The 16,879-nt window shown below is 69.4% G+C and carries 12 protein-coding genes; 7 read left to right on the top strand and 5 right to left on the bottom strand.

Annotation, left to right across the window (positions count from 1 at the left end):
• Nucleotides 1-27: 27 nt before the first annotated feature.
• From DTO57_RS11370 to DTO57_RS11360, 3 genes are read right to left on the bottom strand one after another with little or no spacing between them, the layout of a single operon-like run.
• Complete coding sequence (locus tag DTO57_RS11370; protein WP_162785758.1) at nucleotides 28-1,620, bottom strand: four-carbon acid sugar kinase family protein; 1,593 nt, start codon at nucleotides 1,618-1,620, stop codon at nucleotides 28-30.
• The gene (locus DTO57_RS11365; RefSeq protein ID WP_114118383.1) at nucleotides 1,613-2,875 is read right to left on the bottom strand and encodes a RuBisCO large subunit C-terminal-like domain-containing protein; all 1,263 of its coding nucleotides are present in this window, start codon (nucleotides 2,873-2,875) and stop codon (nucleotides 1,613-1,615) included. Before DTO57_RS11365 ends, DTO57_RS11370 begins: the two co-directional genes overlap by 8 nt.
• Entirely contained in the window at nucleotides 2,875-4,851 is a 1,977-nt protein-coding gene (locus DTO57_RS11360) for a glycoside hydrolase family 127 protein (protein ID WP_114118335.1), read from the bottom strand. The genes DTO57_RS11365 and DTO57_RS11360 overlap by 1 nt, the downstream gene beginning before the upstream one ends.
• 107 nt (nucleotides 4,852-4,958) lie before the next feature.
• Between DTO57_RS11360 and DTO57_RS11355 the strand changes: the two genes are divergently transcribed.
• The 4 genes from DTO57_RS11355 to DTO57_RS11340 all read left to right on the top strand — a co-directional run bounded on the left by DTO57_RS11355 (nucleotide 4,959) and on the right by DTO57_RS11340 (nucleotide 8,774).
• Nucleotides 4,959-6,281 carry an ABC transporter substrate-binding protein gene (locus DTO57_RS11355; protein WP_114118334.1) on the top strand — a complete coding sequence of 441 codons (1,323 nt, stop codon included), beginning with the start codon at nucleotides 4,959-4,961 and terminating at the stop codon, nucleotides 6,279-6,281.
• Nucleotides 6,282-6,344: 63 nt separating this feature from the next.
• Complete coding sequence (locus DTO57_RS11350) at nucleotides 6,345-7,226, top strand: carbohydrate ABC transporter permease (RefSeq protein WP_114118333.1); 882 nt, start codon at nucleotides 6,345-6,347, stop codon at nucleotides 7,224-7,226.
• Nucleotide 7,227: 1 nt separating this feature from the next.
• Nucleotides 7,228-8,130 (top strand): carbohydrate ABC transporter permease, encoded by a 903-nt coding sequence (locus tag DTO57_RS11345; protein ID WP_229730409.1) that lies wholly within the window; start codon nucleotides 7,228-7,230, stop codon nucleotides 8,128-8,130.
• Nucleotides 8,131-8,132: 2 nt separating this feature from the next.
• Nucleotides 8,133-8,774, top strand: a complete 642-nt coding sequence (locus DTO57_RS11340) for an aspartate/glutamate racemase family protein (RefSeq protein ID WP_114118332.1) — start codon at nucleotides 8,133-8,135, stop codon at nucleotides 8,772-8,774.
• 136 nt (nucleotides 8,775-8,910) lie between these two features.
• Here DTO57_RS11340 and DTO57_RS11335 read toward each other — a convergent pair whose 3' ends face one another.
• Nucleotides 8,911-9,885 carry a sugar-binding transcriptional regulator gene (locus DTO57_RS11335; protein WP_229730408.1) on the bottom strand — a complete coding sequence of 325 codons (975 nt, stop codon included), beginning with the start codon at nucleotides 9,883-9,885 and terminating at the stop codon, nucleotides 8,911-8,913.
• 163 nt (nucleotides 9,886-10,048) lie between these two features.
• Between DTO57_RS11335 and DTO57_RS11330 the strand changes: the two genes are divergently transcribed.
• The 3 genes from DTO57_RS11330 (at nucleotide 10,049) to DTO57_RS11320 (ending at nucleotide 14,219) form a co-directional block, all read left to right on the top strand.
• Nucleotides 10,049-11,725, top strand: coding sequence for an acyltransferase (locus DTO57_RS11330; protein ID WP_114118331.1), 1,677 nt, complete (start codon nucleotides 10,049-10,051; stop codon nucleotides 11,723-11,725).
• A gap of 140 nt (nucleotides 11,726-11,865) precedes the next feature.
• On the top strand, nucleotides 11,866-12,693 hold the full coding sequence (locus tag DTO57_RS11325; RefSeq protein WP_114118330.1) for an NAD-dependent epimerase/dehydratase family protein: 828 nt from the start codon (nucleotides 11,866-11,868) through the stop codon (nucleotides 12,691-12,693).
• 20 nt (nucleotides 12,694-12,713) lie between these two features.
• On the top strand, nucleotides 12,714-14,219 hold the full coding sequence (locus DTO57_RS11320; protein ID WP_114118329.1) for an apiosidase-like domain-containing protein: 1,506 nt from the start codon (nucleotides 12,714-12,716) through the stop codon (nucleotides 14,217-14,219).
• Nucleotides 14,220-14,320: 101 nt separating this feature from the next.
• Here DTO57_RS11320 and DTO57_RS11315 read toward each other — a convergent pair whose 3' ends face one another.
• Complete coding sequence (locus DTO57_RS11315; protein ID WP_114118328.1) at nucleotides 14,321-16,879, bottom strand: alpha-L-rhamnosidase; 2,559 nt, start codon at nucleotides 16,877-16,879, stop codon at nucleotides 14,321-14,323.

Genomic DNA, 16,879 nt, shown 5'->3' with positions numbered 1-16,879 from the left:
GGCTTGAGGCGACGTTTTGTGGCGACCCTATAGGGTGCGTAGGGCCTCGAAGAGGTCGTCGTCGCCGACCTGACCTCCCTTGAGGAGAAGCTCGATGCCGTCGATCTGCGGATCCGTGGCGTGGGTTTTGAGTAGCACGACGTTCGCACAGGGGTTCGCCGCGATCGACAGCGATGCCACGCCGAGCAGGCTCGTGACGCGGCTCGACGTGTCGCCGCCGGCCACGATGATCCGGCGCGTGTGGGGGAGGGCGGCGCGGATCGCGTCCGCGCTCGCTGCGGCGATCCGGGGTAGCACATCGGCGGCGCCCGAGGTGTCCGCGTCGTCCGATGTCAGCACGACGCTGCGCCCCGACGCGAGCGCCGCGATCACGTCGTCGAGCGGCCCGCCGGTGAGCGAGAGCGGTCGCACGAGCCACCCCGCGCAGGCGGCGTGGTCGGCCTGGCGTCGCGTCGCCGCCGACCGGCTACCCGAGACGACGAGCACGGGCCCGGTCTCGGATCCGCGGGCCGGGATCGGCGCCGCATCCCGCGGATCCGCGGCTGCAATCGCGTGGCTGAGGCCACCGGATCCGATCGCGAAGACCGGGCGCGGGAGGGCGGAGACCGCGGCCCCGACCGCGAGCAGATGCGACTCGTCGAGCGCGTCGAGCACGACGCCCGCGGCGTCGGACGCGCGGATCAGCGCGGCGAGCGCGTGGCCCGGTTCTTCGGAGTTGGCCCCGTTCTGCGGAGCGCCACCCGGGTCTGGATCCGCAGTTTGGGGCCAAGTCCGTAATTCGGGGTCAGCGCCCTGCGCGGCACCCGCGTGGTCCGTAACTTCGGAGATGACCCCATTCTGCGGAGTGCCTTCGAGGTGGGGATCCGCAAATCTGGGCCAACTCCGCAGTTCGGGCACCGGGTACTGCGTGAATGGCAGGCTCGCGATGGGCAGGGAGGTCTGCTGGCGCAGGTGCTCGGCGAGATCCGACTCGTGCATCGGGGTCGACGGGTGCTGAGACATCGTTGGCTGCCGATCGAGCCGATAGACGGTGCCGCGTTCCGCTGCGAAGTGGTGCCCGAACGCCGTGTATCGCCCGAAGTCGGGCTGCGCGAACAGCATCGGCACCACCCCGGAAAAGCGCGAGCGCGATACCTCGAGCACGCGTCCCAGGCTCCCGACCGTCGGCGACGAGTCGGCGGTCGAGCAGGCCTTGTACTGCACGATGTCCGGATCCACCGACAGCAGCAGGTCGAGCGCGGGGCCGACCTCCGCCTCGATCTGATCCGTCGGTAGCGATCGCGCGACGCCCGCGATGCCGACGACGTCGTTCGTCGCGGCCGCGTCGGCGAGGTCTCGCGGAGTCGGCCTTCCCACGAAGAGCCGTGCCGACCAGCCGCGCCGCGCGAATTGCAACAACACGTCGACGCTGCCCGTGAAGTCGTCGCCATAAAACGCGACGCGCGGCCGCGCGCCCCCCGCACCGGATCCGCTCGCCAAGCCGCCCGAACCCGCGGATCCGCCCGCGGGTCGGCCCGCGCCGGCCCGGCCCACGACGAAGCCCGCGCCGGCCCGGCCCACGACGAAGCCCGCGCCGACCCCGCCCACTACAAAGCCCGCACCAGACCCTCCATCACCCATGCGCACCACGGTAGGCCCCAAACCGCTCGGCCGCGCGGCGCAGGGCCGACGACGAGGCGTACGCCTCGTCGAGGGTCTCGCCCCGCTCGGCCGACGCCCACGCTTCGCGCATGCTCGCGACGCCTCCGGCGGGGCCGTCGGGGTGTCCGTGCACGCCGCCACCCGAGAGCACGAGCAGGTCGGAGGTGCCCGTCGCGGCGTGGGTCGCGTGCGCGAGGCCCGCCCACTGCCCGCTCGAGAGCACGGGCACGGTCGGGATGGTGCCGAGCAGGGGCTCGCGCACATCGGAGATCGCGGCGAGCACCTGCTCGTCCGACTCGTAGAACTTGTTGCTGATGCCGTTCGTGTGCAGGTGATCGGCGCCGGACAGGCGTGCGAGTTTCTGCCACGCGCGGAAGGCGATGCCGACCTGATCGCTGCGCCCGATGGATCCGAACATCGCGCGGTGCCCGTGAATCGGCACCTCCGCGCGGCGGGCGAGGTATTCGAGCCCCGACAGCCCGACCATGTTGATGCACGCCATGACGCAGGTTCCGCCGGCGGCGACGACGAGGTCGTGGTTCGCCTCGAGGCGGTCGATGTCGTCGGTGATGTTGAACGCGTACATCGGCATCTTGCCGGTGCGATCGGCGTGACGCTTCAGCACGGGCATGACCGCGCGAACGCGCTCTTCGAGCGGCGAGGAGGGTCCGTTGCCCTGGAGCTCGTCGTCCTTGATGAAGTCGATGCCGGCCGTCGCGAGCTCGTCGACGACTTCGGCCAGCTCGTGCGGGGCGAGGCCGATGCTGGGCTTGATGATCGTGCCGAGCATCACCCCGCTCGGCGCGTTCATGAGCAGGCGCGTGCCCGAGAGCCCGAAGCGCGGGCCGGGGTATCGCACCGCGAACTCGGCCGGCAGGTCGAGGTCGACGAGGCGGATCGCCGCGAGCTCCTTGATCTCAAAGAGGTTTCCGGCGACCGCGGCGAGAAGGTTCGGGATCGACGGGCCGAAGTTGTCGAGCGGGTACCGGATCACGAGCCGCGCGCGGCGCCGGAGGGCCGGATCCCCGACCGCACCCGGCAGGGGAGCGGATCCGGTCAGCGGCAGCTCGTCGAGGCTCGCGACCTGCGCCGCGAAGCGCGCGCGGACGTCGTCGGTCTCGCGCTCGACGCGCACGAAGGTGCCCGTCGACTGCTCGCCCGCGAGGATCTCGGCCGCCTGCTGCAGCGGCAGCGACGTCTCGATCTCGTAGGTGGCGTGAACGTACGCGGTCATCACCACACCACCGGCATCCACACCGACATCTCGCCGACGCCGCGGTTTCCCCACGCGTAGTAGGGAACGAGGCGCACGGGCGCCGTCTCGAGGTTGCCGTCTTCGAGGTCCTCGTAGAGCCCATCGGATCCGGAGAGCGGCAGCACGGCCGCCTCCGTGTCGAGGGCGAGCAGGCGGGCGCCCTCGATGGCGATCTCGCGGGGCTCGAACGCGGATCCACGGCGCAGCGCGATCTGTTCGAGGCGCGCGCCGGCCGGCAGGTCCATGCTCTCAACGGCATAGACGACCGGGCCGCGTTGCACGGCGACCTGCCCCGTGAGTTCTTCGGCGAGGCGGTGGCCGCGCACGAGGCGCGTCGGCATGGGCAGCTCGAGCACGATCTCGTCGCCCACGGCCCATGCGCGCTCGATCGGGGCGTAGCTCGACGGCGCCGTGACGGCGACCGGCTCGCCGTTAACGGCGAGGGTCGCCCCGCGGGCCCAGCCGGGGATCCGCAGGTGTACGGGGAGGGATCCGGTCGCCGCCGTCACGGTGAAGGCGATGCGGCCATCCCACGGGTAGTCGCTGTCTTCGCGCAGCGAGACGCTCGCGTCGCCGACGTCGACCGAGATCTCGCTGCCGCCGTACTGGTGGATGAACAGGCTCTCGTGCGAGGTCGAGGCGACGCGCGTGTGGAAGCTCGCGAGGGCGCGCGCGATGTTCGGCGGGCAGCAGAAGCACGACATGAACTCCTGGCGCACGCGCTCGTCGGACGGCGGCGGGGCCGGCACGTCGAGCTGGCCGGTATCGCCGGGGCGGCGCAGCTCGTAGGGGAGGCCCCGCACCTGACGCAGCGCGTTCGTGTAGAAGTAGGTGCCGCCGTCGAGGCCGATGCTCGCGAGGAGCACGTTGTAGGCAATGCGCTCGATGACGTCGGCGTACTTCGCGTCGCCCGTGAGGGCGAGCATGCGCTCGCTCCAGAAGATCATGCCGATGTTGGCGCAGGATTCGGCGTGCGCCGTCGTGTTCGGCAGCTGATACGCGTAGCCATAGGCCTGGTGGACCCGGCTGATCTCGCCCTGCCACTGGTGGCCGTAGGGCGAGGCGCCGTCGTAGAGCGCGCCGCAGCCGCCCGTGACGTACAGCTTCGTGTCGTTGACGTCGTCCCAGAGGCGCTCGAGCACGGTGCGCAGCTCGGCGTCGCCGGTCTCGAGCACGAGGTCGGCGAGGCCCGCGTAGAGGTAGTTCGCGCGCACGGCGTGGCCCGCGACGACGACCTGGTCGCGCACCGCGAGGCGATCCTGGTTGTCGTCGCCGCCCTCATCGAACTCGTCGCGCACCCGCAGGAATGCCTGCGCGAGCTCGAGGTACTGGCGATCGCGGGTCACGCGATACAGGTCCATCACCGCCATGTAGTGCGACGGGCAGATCGCGCTGCGGGCGAGCTCGAGCGGCTTGTCGTTCGCGAGGTGGGCGAGGAATCGCGCGGCACCCTTCGCGGGGCCGAGGAGCGCCTCGCTGCCCGTGACTTCGTAGTGGCGCACGCCCGCCGTGATGAGGTGGCCGAGGTTGTACGTCTCGAAGTTGAAGCGGTCGGCGAGCGCGGTCGCCGCCTCGCCGTTCACCTCCGAGATCGTCGTCGGGGTGTGCACGTAGCCGTCGTCGCGCTGCACCTTCGCGATGAGGCCCGCGAGGTGCTCGATGCGCTCCGCGAGCTCCGGATCCGGGCGGGTCTCGAGCGAGTCGATCGCCGCCTCCATCCACTTGTAGAGGTCGCCGTCCATGAACGGCGGGCCGAGGTGCACGCCCTCCTTCTCGCCCGTGGCGATGAGGAAATTCGTGAGGCCCTGGCTGACGGCGGGATCCGCGAGCGACCCCCAGATCTGCGGGATCGTCACGTCGCGCGTGCGGGCGTGGATGCCGCCCCAGAAGCCGTCGGCCCAGCGGGCGCTGGCGGCGGTCACGGGAGCGAGGAGGGCGGAAGATGCAGGGTGCATGTCTCGATTCAGACACAAGTTGCATAAAATTTCAACCCCGAGTGTTGACACAGAGCGAAACTTTTCCTACTGTTCTGGCGTACCCACACCTCGTCAAGGAGGACGACATGACCATCCACAGCACTTCGCGTCGCTGGGCCCTCACCGGCTTCGCGGCGCTGACCGTTGCCGCGCTCGCCGGATGCGCGGGCGGCAACGGCGGATCCACCGACGGATCCACCGGCGGCAGCGACGAGCCGGACAAGTTCACCGTCCTCACCGCCAACGAGAACCAGGCGCTCGAAGACCAGCTGCAGATGCTCGCCGACGGCGCGTGCGCGGAGGAGAACGCGGCGATGCCGATCGAGCATCAGAAGACCGCGCAGGCCGACACCGTGCAGAAGGTGACGCTGCTCGCGAGCCAGAACGCACTGCCGCAGCACTTCATTGCCGGAACCGACATGGTGCGCCCGACGGGCGACCTCGGCGCCGCGGGCCTCGTCGCCGACTACGAGGACGTGCTGGGCGACGCCTTCAGCAACATCCTTCCCGCGGCGGCCTCGACTGTGAAGAACGTCTACGGCCAGATGGTTTCGCTGCCGTACCAGTACAACCTTGAGGGCATTTGGTACAACAAGACGATCTTTGACGAGGTCGGCATCGACGAGCCCCAGACCTACGACGAGCTCCTCGCCGCGGCCGACGCGCTGCAGGCCGCGGGATATCAGCCGCTGACGACCGCCGGCGCCGACGGCTGGCCGATGACGCGCCTCATGGGCATGTACATCTTCCGCAACGCGGGCCCGGACGCGATGGCGAAGATCAAGGACGGATCCGCGAAGCTCACGGATCCGGAATACGTCGCCGGCGCGGCCGCGCTGCAGGATCTCGCGACCGCGGGGTACTTCGGCACCGGCTTCCAGACGATGGACGGCGGCACCTCGACCGCCCAGTTCCTGACCGGTAAAGCCGCCATGAAGTACGACGGCTCGTGGCTGCTCAGCGCCATCAACGACGACAGCCAGGATGAGATCGGCGCCGAGAACATTGGCTTCATGCCGTTCCCCGCCGTCGAGGGCGGCGCGGGCGATATCAACCAATGGGCCGCCAACGCGGGCGCCGCCATGGCCGCGAACGCCAAGACCATCGGCCCCAAGACCGAGGCCTGGTTCAGCTGCATCGCCGAGAACTACGGCACGCAGGCGCTCGAGACCGCTGGCATCGTGTCGGGCTTCCAGGTCAACGGCGACGTGGCCGACGTCGCCCCCGCGACCAAGATGGTCCAGGAGAAGGTCGCCGACATCGACGAGACCGTGCTGTGGTTCGAGGCGCTGTTCGACGCGAAGACGAACTCGCTCGCCTCGACCAACGGAAGCCTCCTCGTCTCGGGCGACATGAGCCCCGAAGACTACATGACCGCGCTCCAGTCGAGCATCGACGCCGCCCAGTAATGCCGTCCGGGCGCCGGCCTTCCGCGGAAGGCCGGCGCCCCTCTTCCGTGTAAAGGGGTCGCGATGTCACGCGTCTTCGGGGACCGCAAGACCGTCCTCATCCTGCTCGTGCCGGTGCTGGCGGTGTACGTTCTGCTAAAGATCGTGCCCGTCCTGTGGTCGTTCGGGCTGTCGTTCTTCCAGGGCAACCTGCTGCGCGGCTTCACCTTCGTCGGCGTCGACAACTTCGCGACCTTCTTCACCGACAAGGACGCGCTCCACGCGCTGTGGATCACGATCCTGTTCGCCGTCATCATGACGGCCGCGCAGGTGACGGTCGGCTACCTGCTGGCGCTGCTGTACGTGTTCGTGCTGCGCAAGGGGAGCGCGTTCATCCGCACCGTCGTGTTCTTCCCGATGGTGCTGCCCACCGTCGCGGTGTCGATGCTGTTCAAGAGCCTCGTCGCCGTCGGCGACAACCAGGGCCCCGTGAACGACATCATCAACCTCTTCGGCGGCGAGAGCGTCGAGTTCCTCGCGACGACGTGGGGCACGATGCTCGTCGCGATCCTCATGACGCTGTGGACCTCGATGGGCTTCTACGCCGTGCTCCTCTACACGGGCCTCCTCGACATCCCCGACGAGGTCATCGAGTCGGCGCGCATCGACGGCGCGAGCGGGTTGCGCCTCGTGCGCCACATCATCCTGCCGCTGTCGGCGCCGATCCTGCTGTCGTCGGTGATCTTCAGCTTCAACGCGACGCTCAAGGTGTTCGACAGCCTGCTCGCCCTCAACAACGGCGGCCCCGGCACCTCGACCTCGCCGCTGACCCTGTACATGTACCGCACCGCGTTCGAATACGCCGAGTACGGCTACGGATCGACCATCGCCGTCATCCTGACCCTGCTCTGCATGGTGTTCACGCTGACGGTGTTCCGCTCGTCGTCGAAGCGCACGGAGGACTGACGTGACCGCCACCCAGACCCTCATCCAGGCCAAGGCACCCTCTCGCAAGGTGCCCACGAAGCGCGGGCGCGCCGCCAAGCGCGCGCTGAAGCGGATCCCCGTGTGGATCGCCGTCGCCCTCTTGCTCATCGTCGTGATGTACCCGATGCTCTGGATGATCCTCGGCTCCTTCAAGACGCAGGGCGAGTTCTTCTCGAACCCGACGTGGGCACTGCCCGAGAGCTTCAACCTCACGAACTACATCGAGGCGTTCACGCGGGGCAACATCCTCGTCAACTATCGCAACAGCCTCATCGTGACGATCCCCTCGGTCGTGCTCATCATCTTCCTCGGCGTCGCCGCCGGTTACGCGCTCGAGGTCATGATCTGGAAGGGGCGTCGCCAGACGCTGCTGCTGATCATGGCGGGCATCATGGTGCCCGGCCAGATGATCCTTGTTCCGCTGTTCACGACCTACTTCAAGCTCGGCATCACCGACAGCCTGTGGCCGCTGATCCTCACCTACACGGCGATGGGCATCCCGCTCACGACCTTCCTGATGGCCGCCTACTTCCGCGCCGTCCCGCGCGAGATGTTCGAGGCCGCCACGATGGACGGATCCAGCCCGCTGCGTTCGTTCTTCATCATCGGTATCCCCATGATGAAGAACGCGATGCTCACGATCGGGCTCGTGCAGTTCTTCAGCGTTTTCAACGACCTGCTGATCGCGCTGACCTTCACGACGCGGCCCGAGCTCGCGACGATTCAGGTCGGGCTGCTGAGCCTGTCCGACCAGTACGGTGGAACCAACTACGGCGCGCTCTTCGCGTCGGTCAGCATCAACATCATCGCGCTGCTGATTGTCTTCATCTTCCTCAACAAGAAGATCATGGCGGGCATGGCCGCCGGATCCGTGAAGGGCTGATCATGACCCGAATCGCATTTCTCCATACGGGAGCGGTCGTCATCCCGCCGGTGATGGCGCTCGCCGGAGAGCTGCTGCCGGATGTCGCGACGGTCAACTACCTCGACGACAAGATCGTCGCCGACCTGCGCGACCCGCGGCTCTCCGGATCCATCGAGGGCCGCCTCGAGAGCCTCGCGCGCGCGGCGAAGGACGGCGGCGCGGACGCCGTGATGTTCACCTGCTCGTCGATCTCTCAGCTCGCGGCGCCGATCGCGGAGCGCGTCGGCATCCCGGTGCTGCGCATCGACGAGGCGATGGCCGACGTCGCGGTCGCGACGGGGCCCCGCATCGCGGTGATCGCGACGCTGCCGACGACGTGCGAGCCGACGACCTCGCTGATCCGCGAGCGCGCGGAGCTCGCGGGTCGGGATCCGCAGATCGTGAGCGAGGTCGTCGAGGGCGCGTTCGAGGCGGTCGCGGGCGGGGATCGCGAGACCCACGACCGGCTCGTCGTGGCGGCGATCGAGCGGCTCGCGCCCGACGCCGACGTGATCGTGCTGGCGCAGGCATCGATGGCGTCGGCCGCTGACGCTGCGACGGTCGACGTGCCGGTGCTCACGAGCCTGCGCCCGGGCATCGAGCGCCTGGCCGCGTCGCTCTAGCCCGTCTTAAGGGTCGCCACAAAACGTCGCCCGAGCGCACGCGCAGGCGACATTTTGTGGCGACCCATTCCTCCATACTGGGTCGCCATGAATTGTCGCCTCGGGGTGGCTTGAGGCGACGTTTTGTGGCGACCCTCTACTCCGCGACCAGCGCCTCGGCGGTGTGGACGTCGGTGATGAGGGTCGTGATCCACCTACCCTCGAGGGCGCCGCGGATCGCGTCGCGCTTGCGCGGGCCGCCCGCGAGGCCGACGCGGCGCGGGATCCGCAGCAGGTCGTCGGTCTGGATCGCGATGATGCGGTCGTCGTGGTCGCCCTCCACGAGCGATCCGTCGGCGCGGAAGATGCGGTGGCAGATGTCGCCCGCGGCGCCGGCGTCGGCGAGCCTCTGGATCTCGCCGGACGAGAACGCGTTGCCGCTCGTCGCGAGCACGGCCGACGGCTCGATGCTGCCGATGCCCATGATCGCGACCGTGAGGTCCCGCCAGTGCCGCGTGATCTCCTGCATCGGCGCCTCCTGCATGAGGCTCGCGTGGATCTCGCGCGTCGCGACGATTCCGGGCGCCGGCACGTAGACCGCCTCGGCGCCGATCATGCGGGCGAACTCGCCCAGGATCCGGTTGGAGTGGCTCTGCGCCTCGGGCGCCCCGACGCCGCCGAGCAGCTGCACGACCTCCTCGGCCCCGCGCGGGTTGAGGGGGCGCATGCGGTCGACCATCGCGAGCACCGTCTGGCTCCACGACGAGACGCCGATGCGGTCGCGGCCCGAGAACGAGGCCTCGAGATATCCGGCCGCGCCCGCGCCGATCGCGGCGAGGATGTCCTGCTCGCTCGCCTCCGGATCCACGTCGACGACGACGGCCTCGTTGAGGCCGAAGCGCTTCTCGATCTCCTCCTCGAGCTCGGCGTAGACGCCGGGTGCCGCGGTCACGATCGTGCGGATGATGCCCGCCTGCTCGGCGCGCTTCAGCAGGCGCGAGACCTTCGCCTGCGAGATGCTCAGCTGGCGCGCGATCTCGGCCTGACGCAGACCGTGCTCGTGATACATGCGCGCGATCTTCGTCATCAGCCGCGTCTGGCCATCGGCCTGACGGATCGTGTTCTGGGTCACCCTGGTCTCCGTTCCCCTCGCAAAGCGATCGGGTCTGAATCTTTATTCATACCCTAACCCGTGTCGGCCGATGATCGAATGCGATCGTTCGTGCAATTCGCGGCGCGGAGACTGCGTAACGTCGGATGTATGCCCGCCCACGCGGGCCCTGAAAGGGAAGACGATGACGACCTCTCCGTTCGATAAGAACCACTTCGACTACTCGCCCTGGTTCTTCTGGGAGCACTCGAGCGCCGACGAGCGGGAGCGGCAGCTCGCCCTGCAGGCCGAGGCGATGCGCCTGAACCCCGAGGTCTCGATCGGCGAGCGGTGCTTCGTGTCGGAGATCGCGGCGGTGCAGATGGACCGCATGGTGCTCGGCGATAGCTCGTACGTCGCCGGCCACGCCTACGTGACAGGCACCCTCGTCACCGGCGCGAACTGCACCATTAACCCCTTCACCGTCGTACGCGGTGAGGTCACGCTCGGCAACGCCGTGCGCATCGGCGCGCACACGTCGATCCTCGCGTTCAACCACACGATGGCGGATCCGGACACCCCCGTCTTCAAACAGCCCCTCACCGCGAAGGGCATCACGATCGGTGACGACGTGTGGGTTGGCTCGCACGTCATGATCGTCGACGGCGTGACGGTCGGCGACCGCGCGATGATCGCGGCCGGATCCATCGTCACGAAGGATGTGCCCGCCGGCGCGGTCGTCGCCGGAAACCCCGCGCGCGTGCGCAAGTGGCGCGTGAAGCCCGACGCCCCCGAGGGCGATGTCGCGAGCCGCCTCGCCGCGTTCGCGGACGAGGCGCGCGCCAGCGCGCCCCGGATCCTCGACCGCGCGTGGGATAGCGCGGGTTACCTCGATAAGCCGGGCGCGGATCCGACCGTGCGGGCGCACTGCGATGCCGTCGAGATCGCGGCGTACCTGCTGGGCGACGTCCCGCCGCAGCTCCCCGCGGACGAGCACGTCGCGCGCCTGCGCGCGCTGCAGGATCCGGAAACGGGTCTCGTGCCGCCGTTCGATTCCGCCGGCAACCCGGATCCGTCGGGTATGGCCCTCGTCGACAGCGAGTCGCCGTATTCGGTGCTGAGCGTCGGCTACGCGCTCGACGTGCTCGGTTCGGAGTTCGCGCACCCGATCGCGGCGTTCGACGAGCTCGGCGCCGACGGCACGCTCGACTACCTCGCGGCGCTGCCGTGGGAGGGGCGGCCGTGGAACGCCGGCAACTATGCCGACGCGCTCGGCACGGCGCTGCTCTGGAACCGCCGCAAGAACACCCCGGGCGCCGAGGCGACCGCGGTCGCGCTGTTCGGCTGGTTGACCGCGCACACGGATCCGCGGACCGGCATGTGGGGAACGCCGTCTCCCGCAGACGGCGATCTGCAGATCGTGAATGGCTTCTACCGCGCCTCGCGCGGCAGCTACGCGCAGTTCGGGGTGCCGCTGCCGCGGCCGCAGCGTGTGATCGACACGGTCCTGGCGCACGCCCGCGAGGGGCGGTTCTTCGATCGCGAGAACCAGAACGCGTGCAACGTGCTCGACGTCGCGCACCCGCTGTGGCTCGCGCGGCAGGGGGCCCCGGATTACCGCGCCGACGAGATCCGCCGCACCGCGAGCCTGCTGCTCGAGGATGCCCTGACGCACTGGGTTCCGGGGGAGGGCTTCCCCTTCGCGGCCGCGAAGGCCGGGCCGCGGCGCGACGCGCAGGTTCCGGGGCTGCAGGGCACCGAGATGTGGCTGGCCATTATTTGGCTGTTGGCGGATCTGGTGGGGGTGTCGGGGGCGCTCGGGTATCGGCCCCGGGGCGTGCATCGGCCCGAGGCTGCCGAGGTGTTGGGGGCGGCTCGGTGAGATTCTGACGATCGCGTGAGAATCGGCGTATTCGCGATAATCGCCAGAATCTCGAGCGATCGTCAGAATCTCACCGCCCGCAAAACGCCCTGCTAGACTAATCAACAGTGAATAATAACTCACTCGCAAAGGAGCGGCGAATGATCATCGGCGTCACGGGAAGCAGCGGCAAGCTCGGCCGCGCCACGGTCGAGCGGCTGACCGCGGAGGGCCACGAGGTCATCGGCTTCGACCTCGTCGGATCAGCAGGTGCCGGCTTCACGCGGGTCGACCTCGGCGACTACGGCCAGACGCTCGACGCGCTTTTCGGCGTCACCGCCCGCCACGAGGGGCTCGACGCGCTCGTGCACCTCGCGGCGATCCCGGTCAACGGCCTCGTGCCCGACGTGACCACCTTCCACACCAACGTGACCGCGACGTTCAACGTGCTGCACGCGGCGCACCGCGTAGGCATCGACAATGTCGTCTTCGCCTCGAGCATCACGGCGATGGGCTTCCCGTTCGACGAGGCCCCGCCGCAGCTCCCGGTCGACGAGACCTATACAAGCGCTAGCAACACTTACGGCCTCGGCAAGGTCGCCGAGGAGGCGATCGCCGCGCAGCTCGCGCGCTGGGGATCCTCCGCGTACACCGCCCTGCGCTTCACGAACGTCGTCGCCGAGGGCGAATACGACACGTTCGCGCGCGCGGCGGATCCGGGATACCGACGCGACCTCATCGGCAGCTGGGTCGACGCGCGCGACGGCGCCCGCGCCGTCGCCCTCGCGCTCGCGGATCCGGTGCCCGGCTTTCGCGTCTATAACGTCGCCTCCCCGACGTCCGGCACCGCGGATCCGTCGCGGGCCGTCGCCGCGCGATGGTTTCCCGGGACGCCCGTCGCGAGCGACCTCGGCGAATACGAATCTCTGATGTCCACCCGCAAGATCCAGGCCGAGCTCGGCTTCGTCGCCGAGCACGACTGGCGCTGAACCCCGATCGACGAGGATCCATGACGCACGCCCTGTACCAGCTCATCGAACTCTCCTTCCGCGGCGAGAGCGCCCTGCCGGTCATCGCGACGGCGCCGTTTACGGTGCGGCTGCGGCACGCCGACGGCGACGAGGTGACGGTCGCCGGTTTCTGGGACGGCGGCCGCGATTACCGCGCCCGTTTCCTGCCCGAAAAGCCCGGATCCTGGAGCTGGGCCGTCGAAAACGCGCGCACGCCGCTCGACGTGCTCGGCGGATCCGTCGACGTCGGCGAGGCGCGCGGGCGCGGCCCCGTGCGGGTCGCGCACACCTTCCACTTCGCGCACGCCGACGGCACGCCGTTCCGGCCCGTCGGCGGCACCGCCTATAACTGGCTGCACCAGGACGAGCCGCTCTTCGGCGACACGATCTCGTCGTTCGTCGAGGCGCGGTTCAACAAGCTGCGCTTCATGGTGTTCCCGCAGGCGGGCGGATCCGTGGAGCACGCCCCCGAGCTCATGCCGTTCGAGAAGACCGACGGGCGCTGGGACGTGACGCGGCCCGTGCCCGCCTTCTTCCAGAGGCTCGACGGGGCCGTGCGCGCGCTGGGCGAGGCGGGGATCGAGGCCGACGTGCTGATCCTCAACGCCTACGACCGCGGCGTCTTCGGCCTCAACGAGCTGAGCGAGGAGGAGGACGCGATCTACGCGCGCTATCTCGTCGCGCGCCTGGCAGCCTTCCCGAACGTGTGGTGGTCGCTCTGCAACGAATACGACCAGCTGCTGCGCCCGGAGGAGCGGTGGGATCGTCTCGGGCAGCTCATCGCCGACATCGACCCGTCGCAGCACCCGCGCTCCATTCACAACTGGATGCACATCTTCGACAACAACCGCCCCTGGGTGACGCACGCGTCGATCCAGAACGGCTTTGCGACCGAGAAGCCGGGCCGCGCGCGCATCTACCGCGACGCCTACTACAAGCCGATCGTGCTCGACGAGATCAAGTACGAGGGCAACGCGGCGGCGCGCTGGGGCCAGCTCTCGGGCGAGGAGCTCGTCGATCGCTTCTGGAACGTCACGATCGACGGCTGCTACGCCTCGCACGGCGAGAGCTACGAGACCGAGAGCGGCAGCCTGCAGATCGTCGAGGGCGGGAGGCTCCGTGGATCCTCGCCCGCCCGCATCGGCTTCCTGCGCGGCATCCTCGACGACCTCGTCGTGCCCGGCCTCGACCCGATCGACAAGTGGGACGACCCCGAGCTCGGCGTCGGGTGGGGTCGCCGCCAGTACCTCATCTACTTCGGGCGCACCGCGCCGGCGTCGTGGCGGGTGCGGATCCCCATCACCCACTACGAGGGCGAGGCCCCCGTCGAAGACGACCGCTTCGTCGTCGACATCATCGACACCTGGAACATGACCATCACGCGCGCGGGCGAGTTCGAGATCGACGAGGTGCACCGCGACTTCGCGTTCGCGGGGGCGGACCCGGTTGCTTTGCCCGAGGGGGAGGCTATTGCGGTGCGGGTGACTCGGGCCGATTTGGTCTGACGCCCCGGCCCCGGCGGCGGCGAGATTCTGACGATCGCGTGAGATTAGGCGTTATCGCGATAATCGTCAGAATCTCGACCGATCGTCAGAATCTCGGCGCGCTACGCGAACCGATGCGTCCCGGATCCGACCTCGTGGCGCCCGGAGGGAAGCTCCACGATGCCTGTGGCCCCGGTGGGCACGGTGACCTCCACCGAGAGTTCCCCATCCGCCGACGTCCACGAGATCGCCGCCTCGCCGTAGGGGGTGAGGTGCCGCGCCGACGCGGAGGCGAGCGGGCCGGGCGTCGGCGCAAAGCGGATCCGCCGGTAGCCCGGCTCGGCGGGCGACAGCCCCGCGACCTCGCGGTGCAGCCAGTCGGCGATGGATCCGAGCGCGTAGTGGTTGAAGCTCGTCATACGGCCGGGATTGACGGTGCCGTCGGGCATCTGGCTGTCCCAGCGCTCCCAGATCGTGGTGGCGCCCTGGTCGACCATGTACATCCACGACGGGCACTCTCGCTCGAACAACAGGTCGAACGCGGCGTCGGCGTGACCGGTGGAGCTCAGCGCATCGGCGACGACGTTGACCCCCGCGAAGCCGACGGCGATGCGGTTTCCTCCCTCGGTGACGAGCTCGGCGAGGCGGCGCCCGGCAACCTCGCGAAGCGGGGCGGGCAGGAGTTCGAAGCGGATCGCGAGCGCGTACGCCGTCTGCGCATCGCTCGTGAGACGGTCGCCATCCCAGTATTCGTCGACGAACGCCGCGCGCACCTCCTCGGCGAGTGCCCGATACCGGGCCTCGTCGGCAGAGAAACCGAGAACGGCAGCCGCGTCGGCGAGGCGCCGTGCCGACCACGCGAAGTACGCCGTCGCGACGAGGTACCGATCGGTCTTGGCATCGGCGGGGTCGTCCGGCGGCGCGGCCGGATCCAGCCAATCGCCCAGTTGGAACCCGGTGTTCCACAGCCGCGACGGTCCGGCGAGCGCCTCGATCTGATCCACCCATCCGCGGGCGGACTCGTATTGCGCGGCGAGGACTCCCTCGTCGGCGAAGCGCTCGAAGAGCGTCCACGGCGTGAGCACGGCGGCATCGCCCCAGACGGCACCGGGACGCGTCGGCGTCCACATCGGCCCGCCCGGGATCACCGGAACGTACCAGGGCACGGTGTCCTCACGGCGCTGCTCGACCGCGAGGTCCTTGAGCCAGCTCGAGAGGAAGCCCGACACGTCGAAGAGGAACGACGCCGTCGGCGCAAACACCTGGATGTCACCCGTCCAGCCGAGGCGCTCGTCGCGCTGCGGGCAGTCGGTGGGGATGTCGACGAAGTTGCTACGTGTGCCCCACACGACGTTCTCGTGCAGCTTGTTGAGCGACTCATCTGACGAGGTGAACCAGCCGGTGCGGGGCATGTCGGAGTGATAGACGCGGCCCACGATGTCGCCGGCGTCGAGGGATCCGGGCCAGCCGGTCACCTCGACGAAGCGGAAGCCGTGCGTCGTGAAGCGGGGCTCCCAGGTCTCGGATCCGCCGCCCCGAAGCGTGTAGACGTCGGTCGACTTCGCCGCGCGCAGTGGCCTCGTGTAGATCTCGCCGCCCTGCAGCACCTCGGCGGTGCGCAGCGTGACGGTATCGCCCGCGTTGCCCGACACCGTGATCCGGAGCCGCCCCGTGAAGTTCTGGCCGAAATCGAGGACGGTGCGACCGGCGGGCGAGGTGAGGACCTCGACGGGCGTGAGCTCCTCCGTGCATCGCACGGGAGGCCCCTCGGGCGCGACGAAGCGCTCGGGGCGCGCGGGCCGCACCGCGACGGGCGTCCAGCCGGCAGTGGCGGATCCAGGCGCCGACCACCCGTCGACCTCCTCGCGGGCATCGTAGACCTCGCCGTTATAGAGCCCGGAACGCAGGATCGGCGACGGGTGCGCCTCCCACGAGCCGTCGGTCGCGATCGTGGTCACGGATCCGTCGGCGTGCGTGATCTCGAGCTGCGCGATGAACGAGAGATCGTCGCCGTAGAGGTCGAAGGTGTGGCCGTGGTGCGTGAAGCCGAGGCGGCCGCGGTACCAGCCGTCGCCGAGCCACGCGCCGATGACGTTCTCGCCGTCGCGGAGCAGCGCCGTGACGTCGTAGGCGTGCACGCGGAGGCGCTCGGAGTACACCGTCCAGCCCGGGTTCAGGGCGTCGAGCCCGACGCGGCGGCCGTTGATCTCGGCCTCGTAGACGCCGTGAGCGGTGGCGTACAGGCGCGCGCTCGCCACGTCCGACGCCGCGAACGCGCGGCGCACGAGCGGCGGGCGGCGCAGGTCCTTGTCCTCGTTCTCCTCCCACGCGGCCCCGACCGCGTGCGCGATCCAGTCCGATGGATCCAGCAGGCCCGCCTCGGCGGCGGCCCACTCGCCGAACTCGGACGCGGATCCGTCGGATCCCCAGAGCCGCACGCGCGCCTCCGCGCGCTCGCGGCTTTCCAGCGGATCCGCCGGCCACGGCACGAGGATCTGCTCGGCGGACTCGACGCGGCCGCTCGTGGCGGTCGCGGATCCGCGGCGGATCTCGATCTCGTAAGCGGCCTGCGACCACCCGGCGGGTGCGTCGGTCGTCCAGCTGATGCGGGGAGCGGGGACCCCGATGCCGAGGGGCTCGGCGAGGTGCTCGAAGCGGGGAGCGGAGGCGGTGATCGTCAT

It is taken from the genome of Microbacterium sorbitolivorans, assembly GCF_003327285.1.
In the GTDB taxonomy this organism is placed as follows: domain Bacteria; phylum Actinomycetota; class Actinomycetes; order Actinomycetales; family Microbacteriaceae; genus Microbacterium; species Microbacterium sorbitolivorans.
Note: the sequence above shows the minus strand (reverse complement) of the source record. Positions and strands in the feature narration are given on the sequence as shown.

Coding starts and splice junctions, on each gene's coding strand:
- DTO57_RS11330 (WP_114118331.1), top strand. CDS start 10,049: ATGACGACCTCTCCGTTCGATAAGAACCACTTCGACTACTCGCCCTGG.
- DTO57_RS11350 (WP_114118333.1), top strand. CDS start 6,345: ATGTCACGCGTCTTCGGGGACCGCAAGACCGTCCTCATCCTGCTCGTG.
- DTO57_RS11365 (WP_114118383.1), bottom strand. CDS start 2,875: ATGACCGCGTACGTTCACGCCACCTACGAGATCGAGACGTCGCTGCCG.
- DTO57_RS11315 (WP_114118328.1), bottom strand. CDS start 16,879: ATGACGATCACCGCCTCCGCTCCCCGCTTCGAGCACCTCGCCGAGCCC.
- DTO57_RS11355 (WP_114118334.1), top strand. CDS start 4,959: ATGACCATCCACAGCACTTCGCGTCGCTGGGCCCTCACCGGCTTCGCG.
- DTO57_RS11325 (WP_114118330.1), top strand. CDS start 11,866: ATGATCATCGGCGTCACGGGAAGCAGCGGCAAGCTCGGCCGCGCCACG.
- DTO57_RS11370 (WP_162785758.1), bottom strand. CDS start 1,620: ATGGGTGATGGAGGGTCTGGTGCGGGCTTTGTAGTGGGCGGGGTCGGC.
- DTO57_RS11320 (WP_114118329.1), top strand. CDS start 12,714: ATGACGCACGCCCTGTACCAGCTCATCGAACTCTCCTTCCGCGGCGAG.
- DTO57_RS11360 (WP_114118335.1), bottom strand. CDS start 4,851: ATGCACCCTGCATCTTCCGCCCTCCTCGCTCCCGTGACCGCCGCCAGC.
- DTO57_RS11340 (WP_114118332.1), top strand. CDS start 8,133: ATGACCCGAATCGCATTTCTCCATACGGGAGCGGTCGTCATCCCGCCG.